This is a genomic window from Pseudomonas sp. TE3644 (assembly GCF_056278815.1).
Genome location: NZ_JBWBQF010000001.1, coordinates 2,489,869 through 2,503,240, shown reverse-complemented (window position 1 = coordinate 2,503,240; position 13,372 = coordinate 2,489,869). Strand labels below are relative to the sequence as shown.

Here is a 13,372-nt window from a genome sequence, read left to right as displayed (position 1 = left end):
GCCCTCATCCACGCTGGAGATTTTCCGGGTTCACGCGGGCCAGCGCAGCCTGCGGCAGCGGCTACAGGCCCGTACTGTATATCGATACAGGTTTTGCTTGCGCCTCGCGGCGGTTTTGCTCATTCTATGGGCTTCGTTGTGCCATTGAAGACTGACCACGGCCATGCGCCTCTACCTCTGCGAAAAACCCTCCCAGGCCAAGGATATCGCCAAGGTGCTCGGCGCCAACCGGCGTGGGGACGGCTGCTGGGTGGGCACGGACGTGACCGTGACTTGGTGCATCGGCCACCTGCTGGAAACCGCACCGCCGGATGCCTACGACGAGCGTTACAAGCGCTGGGTGCTGGCCGACCTGCCCATCGTGCCGGAAAAATGGAAGATGCTGGTCAAGCCCAAGACCGCCAGCCAGTTCAAGGCGGTCAAGCGCCTGCTGGGCGAAGCCAGGGAGTTGGTGATCGCCACCGACGCCGACCGCGAGGGCGAGATGATCGCCCGCGAGTTGCTGGAGCATTGCCGCTACCGCGGCCCGGTGCAGCGCCTGTGGCTGTCGGCGCTCGACGACGCCTCCATCCGCAAGGCCCTGGCCGCGCTCAAACCGGGGGCCGAGACCTTCAGCCTCTACCATTCGGCCCTGGGCCGCTCGCGGGCGGACTGGCTGATCGGCATGAACATGAGCCGCCTGTTTACCTTGCTGGGTCGCCAGTCCGGCTACCAGGGCGTACTGCCGGTGGGCCGAGTGCAGACGCCGACGCTGCGCCTGGTAGTGGACCGCGATCGCAGCATCGCGGCGTTCGTGCCGGCGCCGTTCTGGGCCATCGACGTGCAGCTGGACCCGCGCGGCCTGCCCTTCACCGCACAATGGTGCCCGCCTGAGGACGTGTGTGACGATCAAGGCCGCTGCCTGAATCAAGCACTGGCCCAGTCCGCCGCCCAGGCCATCCAGGACGCCGGCAGCGCACAGTTGGTGAAGCTGCGCACCGAGCGCATGCGCGAAGCAGCGCCGTTGCCCTTCGACCTGGGCACCCTGCAAGAGGTCTGCTCCAAGAAGCTGGGCCTCGGCGCCCAGGAAACCCTGGACATCGCCCAGGCGCTGTATGAGCAGTACAAGGTCATCACCTACCCACGCAGCGACTGCGGCTACCTGCCCAATAGCCAGCACAGCGAGGCACCGGCGATCATCGCCGCCCTGGGCCGCGCCGACCCGGCCCTGGCCGAGCTGATGAAGCACATCGACCCCAGCCGCCGCTCGCGGGCCTGGAACGACGCCAAGGTCAGCGCCCACCATGGCATCATCCCCACCGCCGCCGGCACCGACCTGGGCCGCCTGGCCGGTAAACAACGGGCGGTCTACACCCTGATCCGCGCCCGTTACCTGGCGCAGTTCCTGCCCAACCACGAATATGATCGCACCCAGGCCGATTTCGATTGCGCCGGCCAACGCCTGCGCGCCGTGGGCAAACGCATTGTCGAACCTGGCTGGCGCCGCGCATTGCCCGAAGCCCTGACACCGGCCAAGGGCCGGGAAGCCCCGGCGCCGCAAGCCTTGCCTGCGCTGCAGGAAGGTCAGCCCTACGAGGTCGGCGATGTAAAGCTCAAGGACCTCTGGACCCAGCCACCCAAGCCCTTCACCGAAGGCGACCTGATCAAGGCCATGAAGAACGTCGCCAAGCTGGTGGACGATCCGCGCCTGAAGCAGAAACTCAAGGACACCACCGGCATCGGCACCGAAGCCACCCGCGCCGGCATCATCCAGGGCCTGATCGACCGCGGTTACCTGACCAAGAACGGCAAGGCCCTCAACGCCACGCCCGCCGCCTTCAGCCTGATCGACGCCGTGCCGCGCGCCATTGCCGACCCCGGCACCACGGCCATCTGGGAACAGGCGCTGGACATGGTGCAGAGCGGCGAGATGAGCCTGGAGGAGTTCGTGGCCAAACAATCGGCCTGGATGAGCCGTCAGGTGGAGCGCTGCGCTGGCCTGAGCCTGACCATCAGCGGCCCTGCCAGCCCACCGGGCCGGGGGGCGCCGTGGAAGAAGAAGCGCAAGCCTGCAGCCCGCAAAAGCAGCACCCCGCGTGCGCGCAAACCCAAGGCGGCGGCCACCTGAACTCAGGCAAAGCTGATATCGTCTGGCGCCACTGAACCTACGGAAAGGATACTTCGATGTTTGATTTCATTGCCCTGTCGATTGTGTTTGGCGTGGGTGCCACGGCGCTGCTCGACCTGTGGAACCTGCTGCTGAACAAGGTGTTCGGCTTGCCAATTCCGGCGTGGCATTTTGTAGGGCGCTGGTTTGCAGGGCTGCCGCGGGGGCAGTTCGTGCATCGAAACGGGATTGCCAAGTCCGCGCCGGTGGATGGCGAACTGGCCATTGGCTGGCTGATGCATTACGTGACGGGCAGCGTCTTCGCTGCCGCGCTGTTGCTGATCTGGGGCCTGGGCTGGGCCGTGCAGCCTACCTTCGCCCCGGCCTTGATCGTCGGGCTGGTCACCGTGGGAGCCGGCTGGTTCATCCTGCAGCCGGGCATGGGCGTGGGCATCGCCTGCTCCGGCGCACCCAAGCCTGCGCTGGCGCGCATGCTCAATGTGATCGGCCATATCGTGTTCGCCATCGGTCTGTACGGCACGGCCCGTTTGCTGGCGTAACACCCGTAGCCGCTGCCGAAGGCTGCGCTGGCCCTGCGCCTCGCTGGACATCTCCGGGGTTCATACCGGCCAGCGCAGCCTGGCGGCAGCGGCTACAGGCTGGGCTACTGCACCGGCAGGAAATTCAGGAACAGCAGGCTCTGCGCGTAATTCAGACCAATACGTCTATATCGCTCATCCAGCATTTGCGCCACCAGATCCAGGCGCGCCACTATCTTGCCAAACTCAGTGGCAAAGCTCAGGTTACTGCCCTCCTCCGAAATCGCGTTGGAAAACAGCAACGGCTCGCCCTGGGCGTCCTGGCGCTGGCTGAGCAACCAGGTGGCCTTTTCGATGTTGCGCGCCGCGTTGTTGATGAATGTGGGGTTCAACGTATCGGTCATGTAGAACGTCAGCCGGTTGCCATGGGCCGTCACCAGCATGCTGCCGATGGCGTAGATAAACGCCCCCACGCGATCACCCAGAAACTCCGGGCTCATGGCGTAGCTCAGCGCTGCCAGGTCCTTGCGCCCGCCCAATTGCGGCAAAGGCTGTTGCTGTTCAATGGCCTGACGCACCTGGCGCTCGGCGGTGGCGGCGTCGAGGAAGCCGGAGCGCTTCCACTGCGCAGGGTTGCGCAGGTACAGCTTGTTCATCAACAGGTAGAGGCTTTGCAGGTTGTCGTGCATGGCCAGGGTGGCCATGCGATCGACGCTGGTCTGGAAAAATTCGTCAGGTTTGCCGTTGCTGATCTGGGTGGCGATGTCCTGACCTGTCTGGCGGCTGCAACCTTGCAGCGCCAGCATCAACGTCAGGGCATACAGCGGCAGGCGCAACATTCTGGGTAATACGACAAGCATGCAATTGGGGGCCTGGGAGGGGGAAAAACCACGGCGATGCCGCAGGCGAGGCGATGTATAGAGGGGCAAAACGGCAAAAAGTGCGATCCGCCGGGCAGTTGCGCAACTGGTCGGGATTCACGCCACTGTCACTGGCACCGCTTTGTGAATGGCCGCAGACCCGGTACCCTCTGCGCTCATGCCCACCCAGGACCACGCCCTTGATCACGCTGCACGCGTTGCCGGACCCCGATCCCGCCGTCACCTGCGACACCTGCGCAGCCAAATGCTGCCGCCTGGAAGTGATGCTGATCACCGACACCGGGGTGCCCGAACGCTTCATCGAAACCGATGACTGGGGCTCGCAGACCATGGCACGCCTGGACGACGGCTGGTGCGCAGCGCTGGACCGCCGCACCATGAGCTGCAGCATCTACCGTCTGCGCCCGCTGATTTGTCGCGAATTCGAAATGGGCGGCAGCGACTGCCTGGAAGAGCGCCTGGTCCCCTGACCGCCCCGCCTCGCTCACACCATCGCCCGACGTCGCGGTTTGACCAGCGCCAGCGAGGAGCGAATGCGCCCGGCCAGCGAGCTGTCCCCATGCAGATTGTCGTAATGGAACACCGCCGTGGCGCGGATGCCATTGGGGTCGGCTGGCAGGTTGGTGTGCAGCGACCGGTACCCCCAGAACAGGTACATGTTGCCCGGCTCCATGGCAATTTGCGTGAAACGGTCACTGCCGCGTTCGTAGGCCTTGACCAGATTGCGCTGGGACCAGCGGTTGTCGATCTTCAGCTTGTCGATCAGGTTCATGGCGTAGGTGCCACGCAGGGGACGCTTGCTGGGCAGCATCAACAGGTCGCCCTTGTTCCCCTCAGGCATGCATACCGGCAGGATGGTGGTCAGCACGAACGAGTCGTAGTGGAAGATCATCGATTCGCGCCGCCCGCTATCACCCACCAGGCAGCGCAGCACCTGGTAGAGCCCGTCGTCATTGGCCCCGCGGCCCGTGGCCTGGGTGACGATGCGTCGGCACAGGTCGAGAAACACCGGCGAGCGCCCCCAGTCGTACAGCAGCGAGCCGGCCACCGCCTGAGGCCCTGACAGCGCCACGTAGTGGTTGCCGGCCTGGGCTACCTCGCGCTTGACCAGCGCCTGTACTTCTTGAAGTTCTGCCGCGCTGGCCCAGTTGGGTAGCACGGCGTAACCCTGTTGATCGATCGAGGCGGTCAGCGCCTTGATCTGTTCATCACTGAAACTTTCGTACTGCATGCCCATCTCTCCCCAATGTGAGTGGTGACCCAAGGCGGTGGGCGACTGCCCACGCGGCCAGCCGCGTGCCGCCCAGATGGGCAGCAGGCAGGCAGGTTCGACAAGACAGGCGTCCGCATGACAATGCGTCGGCGGTGTCGGTACACCCACGGCGATGCACTGTCGGGGTGCCCCGCACTTCAGACGGCCGCTCTAACGGCGGGCACGCAAATCGGGACTCAGATGAGGTTAGCAGCGGTTCTCAATTGCACTTAGTACTTTCGTACATTTTTCCATACCAGTCGTCGACTTGGACGATGTGACTCACCCATGGAACGAACAGAGCCAAAAAACCGACACCCCGAAATCATACGTTATCAATCACTGCACTACCCCCGCTTCGCGCAACCGGCGGATCTGCGCTTCGTCCAACCCCAAGCCCTGCAGCACGCTATCGGTATGGGCACCCAGTGCCGGGCCTTGCCAGCGCACCTCACCGGGCGTTTCCGACAGTTTGGGCACGATGCCAGGCATCTTCACCTGCGTACCGCCTGGCAATTGCGCCGACAGCAGCATGTCGCGGGCCTGGTAGTGCGGGTCGTTGACGATATCGGCCACTGAATAGATTCGCCCGGCCGGCACATCAGCCGCCTCCAGCGCAGCGAGGATGTGCTCCACGCTGTGGCGCGAGCTCCAATCGCTGATGGCCTGGTCCAAAAGCCCGCTTTGCGCCGCACGGCCGTCGTTGTGGGCAAACTCGGGCCGCTGACCCAGGTCATCGCGGCCAATGGCGCTCATCAGGCGCTTGAAAATGGGATCGCTGTTGCCGGCGATGACCACGAATGCGCCGTCCGCCGAGGGATAGGTGTTGGACGGGGCAATGCCCGGCAGCGCGCCACCGCTGCGTTCACGTACATGGCCCAGGTGATCGTACTCAGGCACCAGGCTTTCCATCACGTTGAACACGCTTTCCACCAGCGATACATCGACGATCTGGCCATCGCCTTGCCCGGTCTTGACGCGCAGCAGCGACATCAGCGCGCCCATGACGGCGTGCATCGAGGCCAGCGAGTCCCCCAGGCTGACGCCGACGCGGGCCGGTGGCGAATCGGGGCTGCCGGTGGTGTAGCGGATGCCACCCATTGCCTCGCCGATGGCGCCGAAACCGGGCCGGTCACGGTAGGGACCGGTCTGGCCGTAGCCGGAAATGCGCACCAGCGTCAGTTTCGGGTTCAGCTCATGCAACACGTCCCAGCCCAGGCCCAGCTTTTCCAGGGCGCCGGGGCGCAGGTTTTCGATGATAACGTCGGTGTCGCCGGCTAACCGTTTGATGATGTCGATGCCCTGGGGCGACTTGAGGTTCAGGGCCAGGGACTGTTTGTTGCGCGATTGCAGGTACCACCACAGGGACGTGCCTTCGTGCAGCTTGCGCCATTTGCGTAACGGGTCGCCTTGCCCCATGGACTCGACCTTGATGACCTGGGCGCCGAACTCGGCCATCAGCCGGGCGGCAAAGGGGGCGGCGATCAGCGTGCCGATTTCCAGGACCTTGATACCCTGCAGCGGACCGGGCATGGGGGTGGCCTCTTGTTGTTTGAATGCCGGGCTGACGCGGGCCCGGATCAGGCACGGACAGCCGTCAAGGTGTAGCACATCGGCAACTGCGCTGCCTGCTGCTCGTAGCGATCGTAGACTTCCTCGCGGTTGGAGTGGGCGAACTCCTTGAACTGGTTGATGCGCAGGCCGGCGGCGATGAGACTGGTAAAAATGTCACTCAGAGTATGGATGTGCCAATAGGACGGCGCGCCAGTGGCCGAGGCCTCGCCTTCGTAGATGATGGCCGTATCGTTCACATGTGGCGCCTCACAGAAATACGAGTCGGTTGGGGTAAAGGGGTCCGCGCCCTCGGGGTCGAACATCTCCAGGAAGGGATGGGTTTCGTAAATCACCAGCCGGCCACCGGGGCGCAGGGTACTGGCCACGCAGCGCATGAAAGCGTTCAGATCGGGCATCCAGTTGAGCACGCCGATGGTGATCACGGCCACGTCGAATGCGCCCTCAAGGGCGGATGGCAGATGATGGATATCGGCTTCGACGAATTCGGCCGGGTGTGGCGAGCACTCGTTCAGTTCCCGAGCCTGCTGCAGGAAAGCGCTGGATTGGTCGACGCCTACCCCACGGCGGGCGCCCAGGGCGAACAGCGAGAACACTTCGCGGCCGTTATTGCAGCCCAGTTGGATGACGTCCTGCCCTTGCACGCAGGCCTCTGTAAGGCAGTGCGTGAGGGTGGCGTCCAGGCAGGAGAAATCGGCGCGACCGATGTGGGTGGCCAGGCGTTGCCAAGCTGGCGACTGACGGTGGTACTGGGCGGACTGGTCCCAGGCCTCCTTGTTGCTGGCGATCATGTGGGCGGGGGTAAGTGTCGTCATGACAATGTTCCATGTGGGCCAGCGCAGGCTGCGGCAGCGGCTGCAGGGCTGTTTTTGTAGCAGCGGCCGCCAGGCCGCGTCAAACCCACATCATGAGGAAATGTATCCAAAACCAGGGAACTGGCCTTTTGCCCTTATGTCTGAGCCCCGACACAGGGAGTTTTATCGCCATGCACAGCTTGCACCGTTTTCACATCCACTACCGGCTCCACGGTCGTCCTTGCCATTTCGAGCAACGCGACACGGTGATGACCGACGCCGATGCCTGGTATTACGCCTCGCTGCACTCAGGCACCAGCCCGGCGCTTCAGGACGAGGGCGATGGCCAGGGAATGCTGTGTGCAAGGGCGCGAGAGGCAGGGCTGAGTGATGTGCGGTGGTTGAGGCTGGACTGAGGTTGTAGGACTGCTCTTACGAGGGAAAAAGTTCTGGCTTACATGGGGTCTGAAGGACCTCACGGGCAGTTACAAAGTGGCGGGGTTCGGTGCTGGACTCTCGGGTTTGAGGCCGTATAGTGGGGGCATTCAACAACAAAGGCGGCAAGGAAAAGGCTCATGACGTTTGTGACACGTGACGTATTCGACGCAAAAATTGAAACCATCGAGACCCGAATGGACGCGCGGCTGGAAGCCATCAACGCAAAGTTCGACGCCACCAGCGCACGGATCGATAATTTCATGATCGTACAAGCTGAACGGGATCGCCGCTTCTACGAAGGCCAGGAATTACGCGATAAACGCCTCGACGCCATGTCCACCCAAATGGGCGACCTCGCCGTGGAAATGCGCGCCGGTTTCAGCTCCCTGCGCACCACCATCCTGGTCACCGCCGTCACCGCCACCATCGCGATCGTCCTCGGCGTAGCCTCGTTCAACGCGACGCTGACCAACATCATGCTTGCAGCGTTCCAGCTCGGCAAGTCCGTGCAAATCACCGACACCGCGCCCTACCACATCGCACCGCCCGCCCCCGAAAAAGCCCCGCAACCCGCTGACTAACGAGTCATTTTTCAGCCAACCAGTCCGTCTTTTGCCCCAAACCCCGATGAACACGGCACGCCGCCAATCACTATGTAGTGCCCGTAAAAAATCACTACAAAAGATGTTGACGCGCCGTTCAGCGCCTTGCATAGTGAAGCTGTCTCCCCGATCGGGAGCCAAGGCAAGGGTTTCAAAGCCACTCGACAAGCCGTCGTTTGGTTGCGTGATGTGTACTGCCCACAAGGCAGATTGATGAAAGCTAACCGGCAGGTTGCCCGTATCGGGTGACCAGGCTGGCAAGACGATCTCATGATACTTGTGGCTGACTGCAGTGCCGTCACCCGTGAAGTTCCAGATCCGTCGCGCCTTCCTCCCTGCTGTAGTGGGCTTCCATCAACGCTACACACATCCCATCCCTGGCCATCTGCAACCGGCGTTTGCCTTGCAGCGCAGTGTATTGGCCGATTGGGGGCCATGTTTGAACTCATCACCGACAAGACGAAATAACAGTTGAGGGGACTTACATATGAACTTGAACAATCAACCTACCATTGAAGAACTGGCTCAATTGTTCGCATCGCGCAAAGACACGCTGGACAACCACATCCTGTGGGTCTGCGAATCGGGCGAAGTTCATATCGATGGGATGGCGCGCCACGCAGGCGAAGCGGAATTCGAGCAAAGCAAACCGACCATGCGGGCGCGTCTGCGCACCTACCGCCGCGGCCAGGGGTACATCGGTCGCAAGGCGGCGGCCGACCGGGAGTTCATTGGCCGGGTGCTGCATACCCTGGAAGACGAATGGCCACAGGCGCGGCAGGCGCATGACGTCAAGGTTATCGACCAGTACTGCTAAACTGTAGCCGCTGCCGCCAGGCTGCGCTGGCCGGTGTGAACCCTGGAGATTCCGGTGTGCACACGGCCCAGCGCAGCCTTCGGCAGCGGCTACGGACCGCGTTACGCCTGCCAGCCTTGGGTGCTTTGCTGGCGCACCGTTTGCCACTCGCTGTAGCCCCAGATGCCCGTCACCAGCAACGCCCCCACCACCGCCAATCCCCAGTGATGGCGCTCGCACAGACTGCATAGCACCTGCAACGTCAGCAGGAAGATACCTGCCCCCAGAAACGGTCTGGCCCCACGGGGTGGTTGCGATTTTTCCTGTCCATTCATGCGCGATGTCCCTTTTTCTTGTTTTCGCTGATGGCCACACGTTACCACGGCCAGCGCCGTAAGGAAGGCTATGGCGTATTACCAAAAAGGTGCATATACGCCGCATTTTGAGGCACGATGCACAGCATAAAAGCCATAACACCGATAATACTGTGCACTGTGAACACTCCACTCCGGTCCCCCTGCCCTGTTTGCCGCGCCAAGCGCGCTGGCCCGCTACTTGCTCTGCCAAGGCCCGTCCCCACCACGACCGCCTGCGGAGCCTGATAATGAGTTCAACCAGCGAGTTTGCCTTGAGCGAAGCCCCACGACAGGGCCGCAAGGGCCTGCTGTCCATTGCAATGGTGCTGTTCAGTTTCACCTTCTTCACCGGCACCATGTTTGCCGGCGGCAAACTGGGCATGGCCTTCGGGGTCAGCGACATGCTGTGGATCGCCTTCATCGGCAACAGCCTGCTGGCCCTGTACGCCGCCGCCCTGGCCCTGATTGCCTCGCGCAGCGGCCTGAACACCGTGCTGATGGGCCGCTTCTGTTTCGGCGAAGCGGGCAGTCGCCTGTCCGACTTTTTGCTGGGTTTTGCCGAGCTGGGCTGGTACGCCTGGGGCACCGCTACGGTGGCCATCGTGCTGGTGAAACTGCTGGACCTGAGCCAAGGGCTGACCACGCCGCTGATGGTGCTGTTCGGTTTCGGCTTCTGCCTCACCGCCCTGGTGGGTTACAAGGGCCTGGACGTGCTGTCGCGCATTTCGGTGCCGTTGATGTTCATCCTGCTGGTGGTGTCGATGGTCATTGCCACCCGCACCATCGGCGGCTGGCAGGGCCTGAGCGCCGTGCTGCCCCATGAAAGCATGAGCGTCTCGGCGGCCATCACCATGGTGTTCGGCACCTTCGCCAGCGGCGCCACCCAGGCCACCAACTGGACGCGCCTGGCGCGCAGTGGCCGCGTTGCGGTGATTGCCAGTGTGCTCAGCTTTCTGGTGGGCAACGGCCTGATGATCGTCGCCGGCGCCTGGTGCGCCATCGTCTATCAACAGGCCGATATCGTCGAAGTGATGATGCTGCAGGGCCTGTCGTTCGCCGCCGTGGTGATGCTGTGCCTGAACCTGTGGACCATTCAGGGCCCGACCATCTACAACGTCTCGGCCGCCGCCTGCCACCTGGTGCGCAGCGAACGCCGGCGCACCATGACCCTGATCGCCGCCGCCGTGGGTGTGGTACTGGCCATCGGTGGCATGTATGAAATGCTGATTCCGTTCCTGATTCTGCTGGGCTCGATCATTCCGCCCATTGGCGGGGTGATCATGGCCGATTACTGGTGCCGCCATCGCGGCCAGTACCCCTTGCTGGCCGACGCGCGCCTGCCGCGCTATAACCTGATCGGTCTGGGCGCCTACGCCGTGGGCGCGGTGGCGGCCTACAGTTCGCCGTGGATCGCCCCGCTGGTGGGCATCGGCGCCTCGGCCGCGTGCTACCTGGTGCTGCTGCAACTGAGCGGTCAGCGCCGCAACCAACTGCAAGAGAACCTATGAGTCTGACTGTGGAACAGATCCTGGCCCTGCCAGGCCTGGAAGACATGACCTTGCGCGCTGGCGCCCGTCAGTGCCATCGCAGCGTGCGCTGGTCGTACGTGGCGGAAAACGACGGCATTGCCGACTGGGTAATGGGCGGCGAACTGGTGTTCGTTACCGGCATCAACCTGGCCCGCGATGAAGCCGACCTGCTGCGCCTGGTGCGCGAGGGCGACCGCTGCGCCATCGCCGGCCTGGTGATCCTTACCGGCGATGCCTTCATCCAGCGCATCCCCGCCTCGGTGGTGGCGCTGGCCGAGGAACTGGGGCTGCCGTTGATTGAGCAGCCTTACGCGCTGAAGATGGTCATCGTCACCCACCTGATCGGTACGTCGCTGGTGCAAATGGCCCAGGTGCGCCGTTCCCGTCACGACATCCTCGGCCAGCTGTTGGCCGGTGACTACCCCAGCATCGCCATCGTCCGCCAGCGCGCCGCGCATCTGCAACTGCCCCTGAACGGCCCCCGGCGGGTATTGGTGATGCGCCTGTGCAACCAGGCGGCGCTGTTCGAGCAACAGTCGCCCACTGATGCCGAGCGCCAGTTGCAGCAAAGCCGCCAGGCCCTGGAAGACCAGCTGGACGCCTGGAACCGCGAGCGTCCGCTGCCACTGCCACTGGTGATTCAGGGCGAGCTGCTGGTGCTGCTGCTCAGTGGCGACGGCGACCCGCGCAGCCAGCTGGCGCCGCTGTACCGCGACCTGCTGGGCATGAGCGCACCGATGTCGCTATTCATGGGCCTGTCCGCCGTGGTCCATGACCCCAGCCAGTACCGCCAGGCCTTGGGCGAGGCGCGCCAGGCGCTGGAAGTGGCCGAGCACCTGCGCCCCGCCCACGGCCTGTGCGACTTCAACGAGCTGGGCGTGCTGCGCCTGCTGCAGGCTATCCCCGACCGCCGGGTGATCGACACCTTCGTGCGCCAGACCCTCGGGCCGCTGCAGGAGACCGGCCGCAAACAACCGCAAACCCTGCTGCACACCCTGGATGCACTGCTTCAGGAAAACGGCAACGGCCTCAAGGCCGCCCAGCGCCTGGGCATCCACCGCAACACCCTGAACCAGCGCGTGCAACGTATCGAACAACTCAGCGAGCAGTCGCTCGATGATCCCCTTTTTCGCATGAACGCTTCGGTGGCGCTGCTGGTATGGCGCATGGCCGAGGCCCAGTTACAGGACCGCCCATGAACATCATCAACGCTACCCTGCGCAAACGCCAAGGCCTGTTCACCGTGAGCTGGCAAGGCGAGCGCATCACCGCCATCACCCTTCAAGCCGACACCCAACCCGCCGTCGGCGATGACATCGACGCCTGTGGCCAACTGCTGATCGCGCCACTGGTGGAGCCGCACATCCATCTGGACGCCACCCTTACCGCCGGCGACCCGGAATGGAACATGAGCGGCACGCTGTTCGAGGGCATCGAACGCTGGGGCCAGCGCAAGGAAACCATCACCCACGAAGACACCAAGCAGCGCGCCCACACCACCATCCGCATGCTGGCCGAGCACGGCATCCAGCACGTGCGCACCCACATCGACGTCACCGACCCCACCCTGGGCGCGCTCAAGGCCATGCTGGAGGTGCGTGAAGAAGCCCGGCACCTGATCGACCTGCAGATCGTCGCGTTCCCCCAGGAAGGCATCGAGTCGTTCGACAACGGCCGCGCCCTGATGGAACAGGCCATCGAGATGGGCGCCGATGTGGTGGGCGGCATTCCGCACTTCGAGAACACCCGCGAGCAGGGCGTCAGCTCGATCAAGTTCCTCATGGACCTGGCCGAGCGCACCGGCTGCCTGGTGGACGTGCACTGCGACGAGACCGACGACCCCAACTCGCGCTTTCTCGAAGTGCTGGCCGAAGAGGCCCGGGTACGGGGCATGGGCAGCCGCGTCACTGCCAGCCATACCACGGCCATGGGCTCGTACGACAATGCCTACTGCTCCAAATTGTTCCGCCTGCTCAAGCGCTCGGGGATCAATTTTGTCTCCTGCCCTACCGAGAGCATTCACCTGCAAGGGCGCTTCGACACCTTCCCGAAACGCCGTGGCGTGACCCGCGTGGCCGAGATTGATCGTGCGGGCATGAACGTGTGCTTTGGCCAGGATTCGATCAAGGACCCGTGGTACCCGCTGGGCAACGGCAACATCCTGCGGGTGCTGGATGCGGGGTTGCATATCTGCCACATGATGGGGTTCGAGGACTTGGCCCGCAGCCTGGATCTGGTGACGGATAATAGTGCGCGCACGCTTAACCTGGGTGAGCGTTACGGGATCGAAGTGGGGCGGCCGGCGAACCTGGTGATCATGGATGCCGAGAGTGATTATGAGGCGGTAAGGCGCCAGGCCAAGGCGCGGGTGTCGATTCGCGGGGGCAAGGTGTTGATGACGCGAATTCCAGAGCGCGTGGAATTCGCGTAGCCGCTGCCGAAGGCTGCGCTGGCCCTTCGCCTCACCGCAGATCTTCAGGGTTCATACCGGCCAGCGCAGCCTGGCGGCAGCGGCTACAGAGAATTT

At 63.5% G+C, this 13,372-nt stretch carries 14 protein-coding genes; 9 read left to right on the top strand and 5 right to left on the bottom strand.

Going from position 1 to position 13,372, the window contains the following annotated elements:
- Positions 1–163 precede the first annotated feature (163 nt).
- Both ACZ9GA_RS11035 and ACZ9GA_RS11030 read left to right on the top strand, forming a co-directional pair.
- Complete coding sequence (locus ACZ9GA_RS11035; protein ID WP_457362641.1) at positions 164–2,107, top strand: DNA topoisomerase III; 1,944 nt, start codon at positions 164–166, stop codon at positions 2,105–2,107.
- Positions 2,108–2,163: 56 nt separating this feature from the next.
- A complete protein-coding gene (locus ACZ9GA_RS11030) occupies positions 2,164–2,646 on the top strand; it encodes a DUF2938 family protein (protein WP_457362642.1) in 483 nt (160 codons plus the stop codon).
- Positions 2,647–2,750: 104 nt separating this feature from the next.
- Here the strand turns inward: ACZ9GA_RS11030 and ACZ9GA_RS11025 are convergent, their stop codons facing one another.
- A complete protein-coding gene (locus tag ACZ9GA_RS11025) occupies positions 2,751–3,485 on the bottom strand; it encodes a hypothetical protein (RefSeq protein WP_457362643.1) in 735 nt (244 codons plus the stop codon).
- A 200-nt stretch (positions 3,486–3,685) separates the two neighbouring features.
- Between ACZ9GA_RS11025 and ACZ9GA_RS11020 the strand changes: the two genes are divergently transcribed.
- Positions 3,686–3,976, top strand: a complete 291-nt coding sequence (locus ACZ9GA_RS11020) for a YkgJ family cysteine cluster protein (protein ID WP_027978028.1) — start codon at positions 3,686–3,688, stop codon at positions 3,974–3,976.
- Between the two features lie 14 nt (positions 3,977–3,990).
- Here ACZ9GA_RS11020 and ACZ9GA_RS11015 read toward each other — a convergent pair whose 3' ends face one another.
- The 3 genes from ACZ9GA_RS11015 to ACZ9GA_RS11005 all read right to left on the bottom strand — a co-directional run bounded on the left by ACZ9GA_RS11015 (position 3,991) and on the right by ACZ9GA_RS11005 (position 7,145).
- The gene (locus ACZ9GA_RS11015; protein WP_457362644.1) at positions 3,991–4,737 is read right to left on the bottom strand and encodes a hypothetical protein; all 747 of its coding nucleotides are present in this window, start codon (positions 4,735–4,737) and stop codon (positions 3,991–3,993) included.
- Positions 4,738–5,097: 360 nt separating this feature from the next.
- Positions 5,098–6,291: a CaiB/BaiF CoA transferase family protein gene (locus ACZ9GA_RS11010; protein WP_457362645.1), complete on the bottom strand. Its 1,194-nt coding sequence runs from the start codon at positions 6,289–6,291 to the stop codon at positions 5,098–5,100.
- 47 nt (positions 6,292–6,338) lie between these two features.
- Positions 6,339–7,145, bottom strand: coding sequence for a class I SAM-dependent methyltransferase (locus tag ACZ9GA_RS11005; RefSeq protein WP_457362646.1), 807 nt, complete (start codon positions 7,143–7,145; stop codon positions 6,339–6,341).
- 170 nt (positions 7,146–7,315) lie between these two features.
- Between ACZ9GA_RS11005 and ACZ9GA_RS11000 the strand changes: the two genes are divergently transcribed.
- The 3 genes from ACZ9GA_RS11000 (at position 7,316) to ACZ9GA_RS10990 (ending at position 8,981) form a co-directional block, all read left to right on the top strand.
- Complete coding sequence (locus ACZ9GA_RS11000) at positions 7,316–7,540, top strand: DUF6555 family protein (RefSeq protein ID WP_457362647.1); 225 nt, start codon at positions 7,316–7,318, stop codon at positions 7,538–7,540.
- Positions 7,541–7,699: 159 nt separating this feature from the next.
- Positions 7,700–8,143 (top strand): hypothetical protein, encoded by a 444-nt coding sequence (locus tag ACZ9GA_RS10995; protein WP_457362648.1) that lies wholly within the window; start codon positions 7,700–7,702, stop codon positions 8,141–8,143.
- A 508-nt stretch (positions 8,144–8,651) separates the two neighbouring features.
- The gene (locus ACZ9GA_RS10990; RefSeq protein ID WP_457362649.1) at positions 8,652–8,981 is read left to right on the top strand and encodes a hypothetical protein; all 330 of its coding nucleotides are present in this window, start codon (positions 8,652–8,654) and stop codon (positions 8,979–8,981) included.
- A 101-nt stretch (positions 8,982–9,082) separates the two neighbouring features.
- Here the strand turns inward: ACZ9GA_RS10990 and ACZ9GA_RS10985 are convergent, their stop codons facing one another.
- A complete protein-coding gene (locus ACZ9GA_RS10985; protein WP_457362650.1) occupies positions 9,083–9,295 on the bottom strand; it encodes a hypothetical protein in 213 nt (70 codons plus the stop codon).
- Positions 9,296–9,564: 269 nt separating this feature from the next.
- Here ACZ9GA_RS10985 and codB point away from each other — a divergent pair, with 269 nt between their 5' ends.
- Genes codB through codA form a run of 3 tightly spaced genes read left to right on the top strand, consistent with a single transcriptional unit; the run spans position 9,565 to position 13,276 of the window.
- On the top strand, positions 9,565–10,824 hold the full coding sequence (codB, locus tag ACZ9GA_RS10980) for a cytosine permease (RefSeq protein ID WP_457362651.1): 1,260 nt from the start codon (positions 9,565–9,567) through the stop codon (positions 10,822–10,824).
- Positions 10,821–12,044, top strand: coding sequence for a PucR family transcriptional regulator (locus ACZ9GA_RS10975; protein WP_457362652.1), 1,224 nt, complete (start codon positions 10,821–10,823; stop codon positions 12,042–12,044). Before codB ends, ACZ9GA_RS10975 begins: the two co-directional genes overlap by 4 nt.
- A complete protein-coding gene (codA, locus tag ACZ9GA_RS10970) occupies positions 12,041–13,276 on the top strand; it encodes a cytosine deaminase (protein WP_457362653.1) in 1,236 nt (411 codons plus the stop codon). The genes ACZ9GA_RS10975 and codA overlap by 4 nt, the downstream gene beginning before the upstream one ends.
- Positions 13,277–13,372 lie beyond the last annotated feature (96 nt).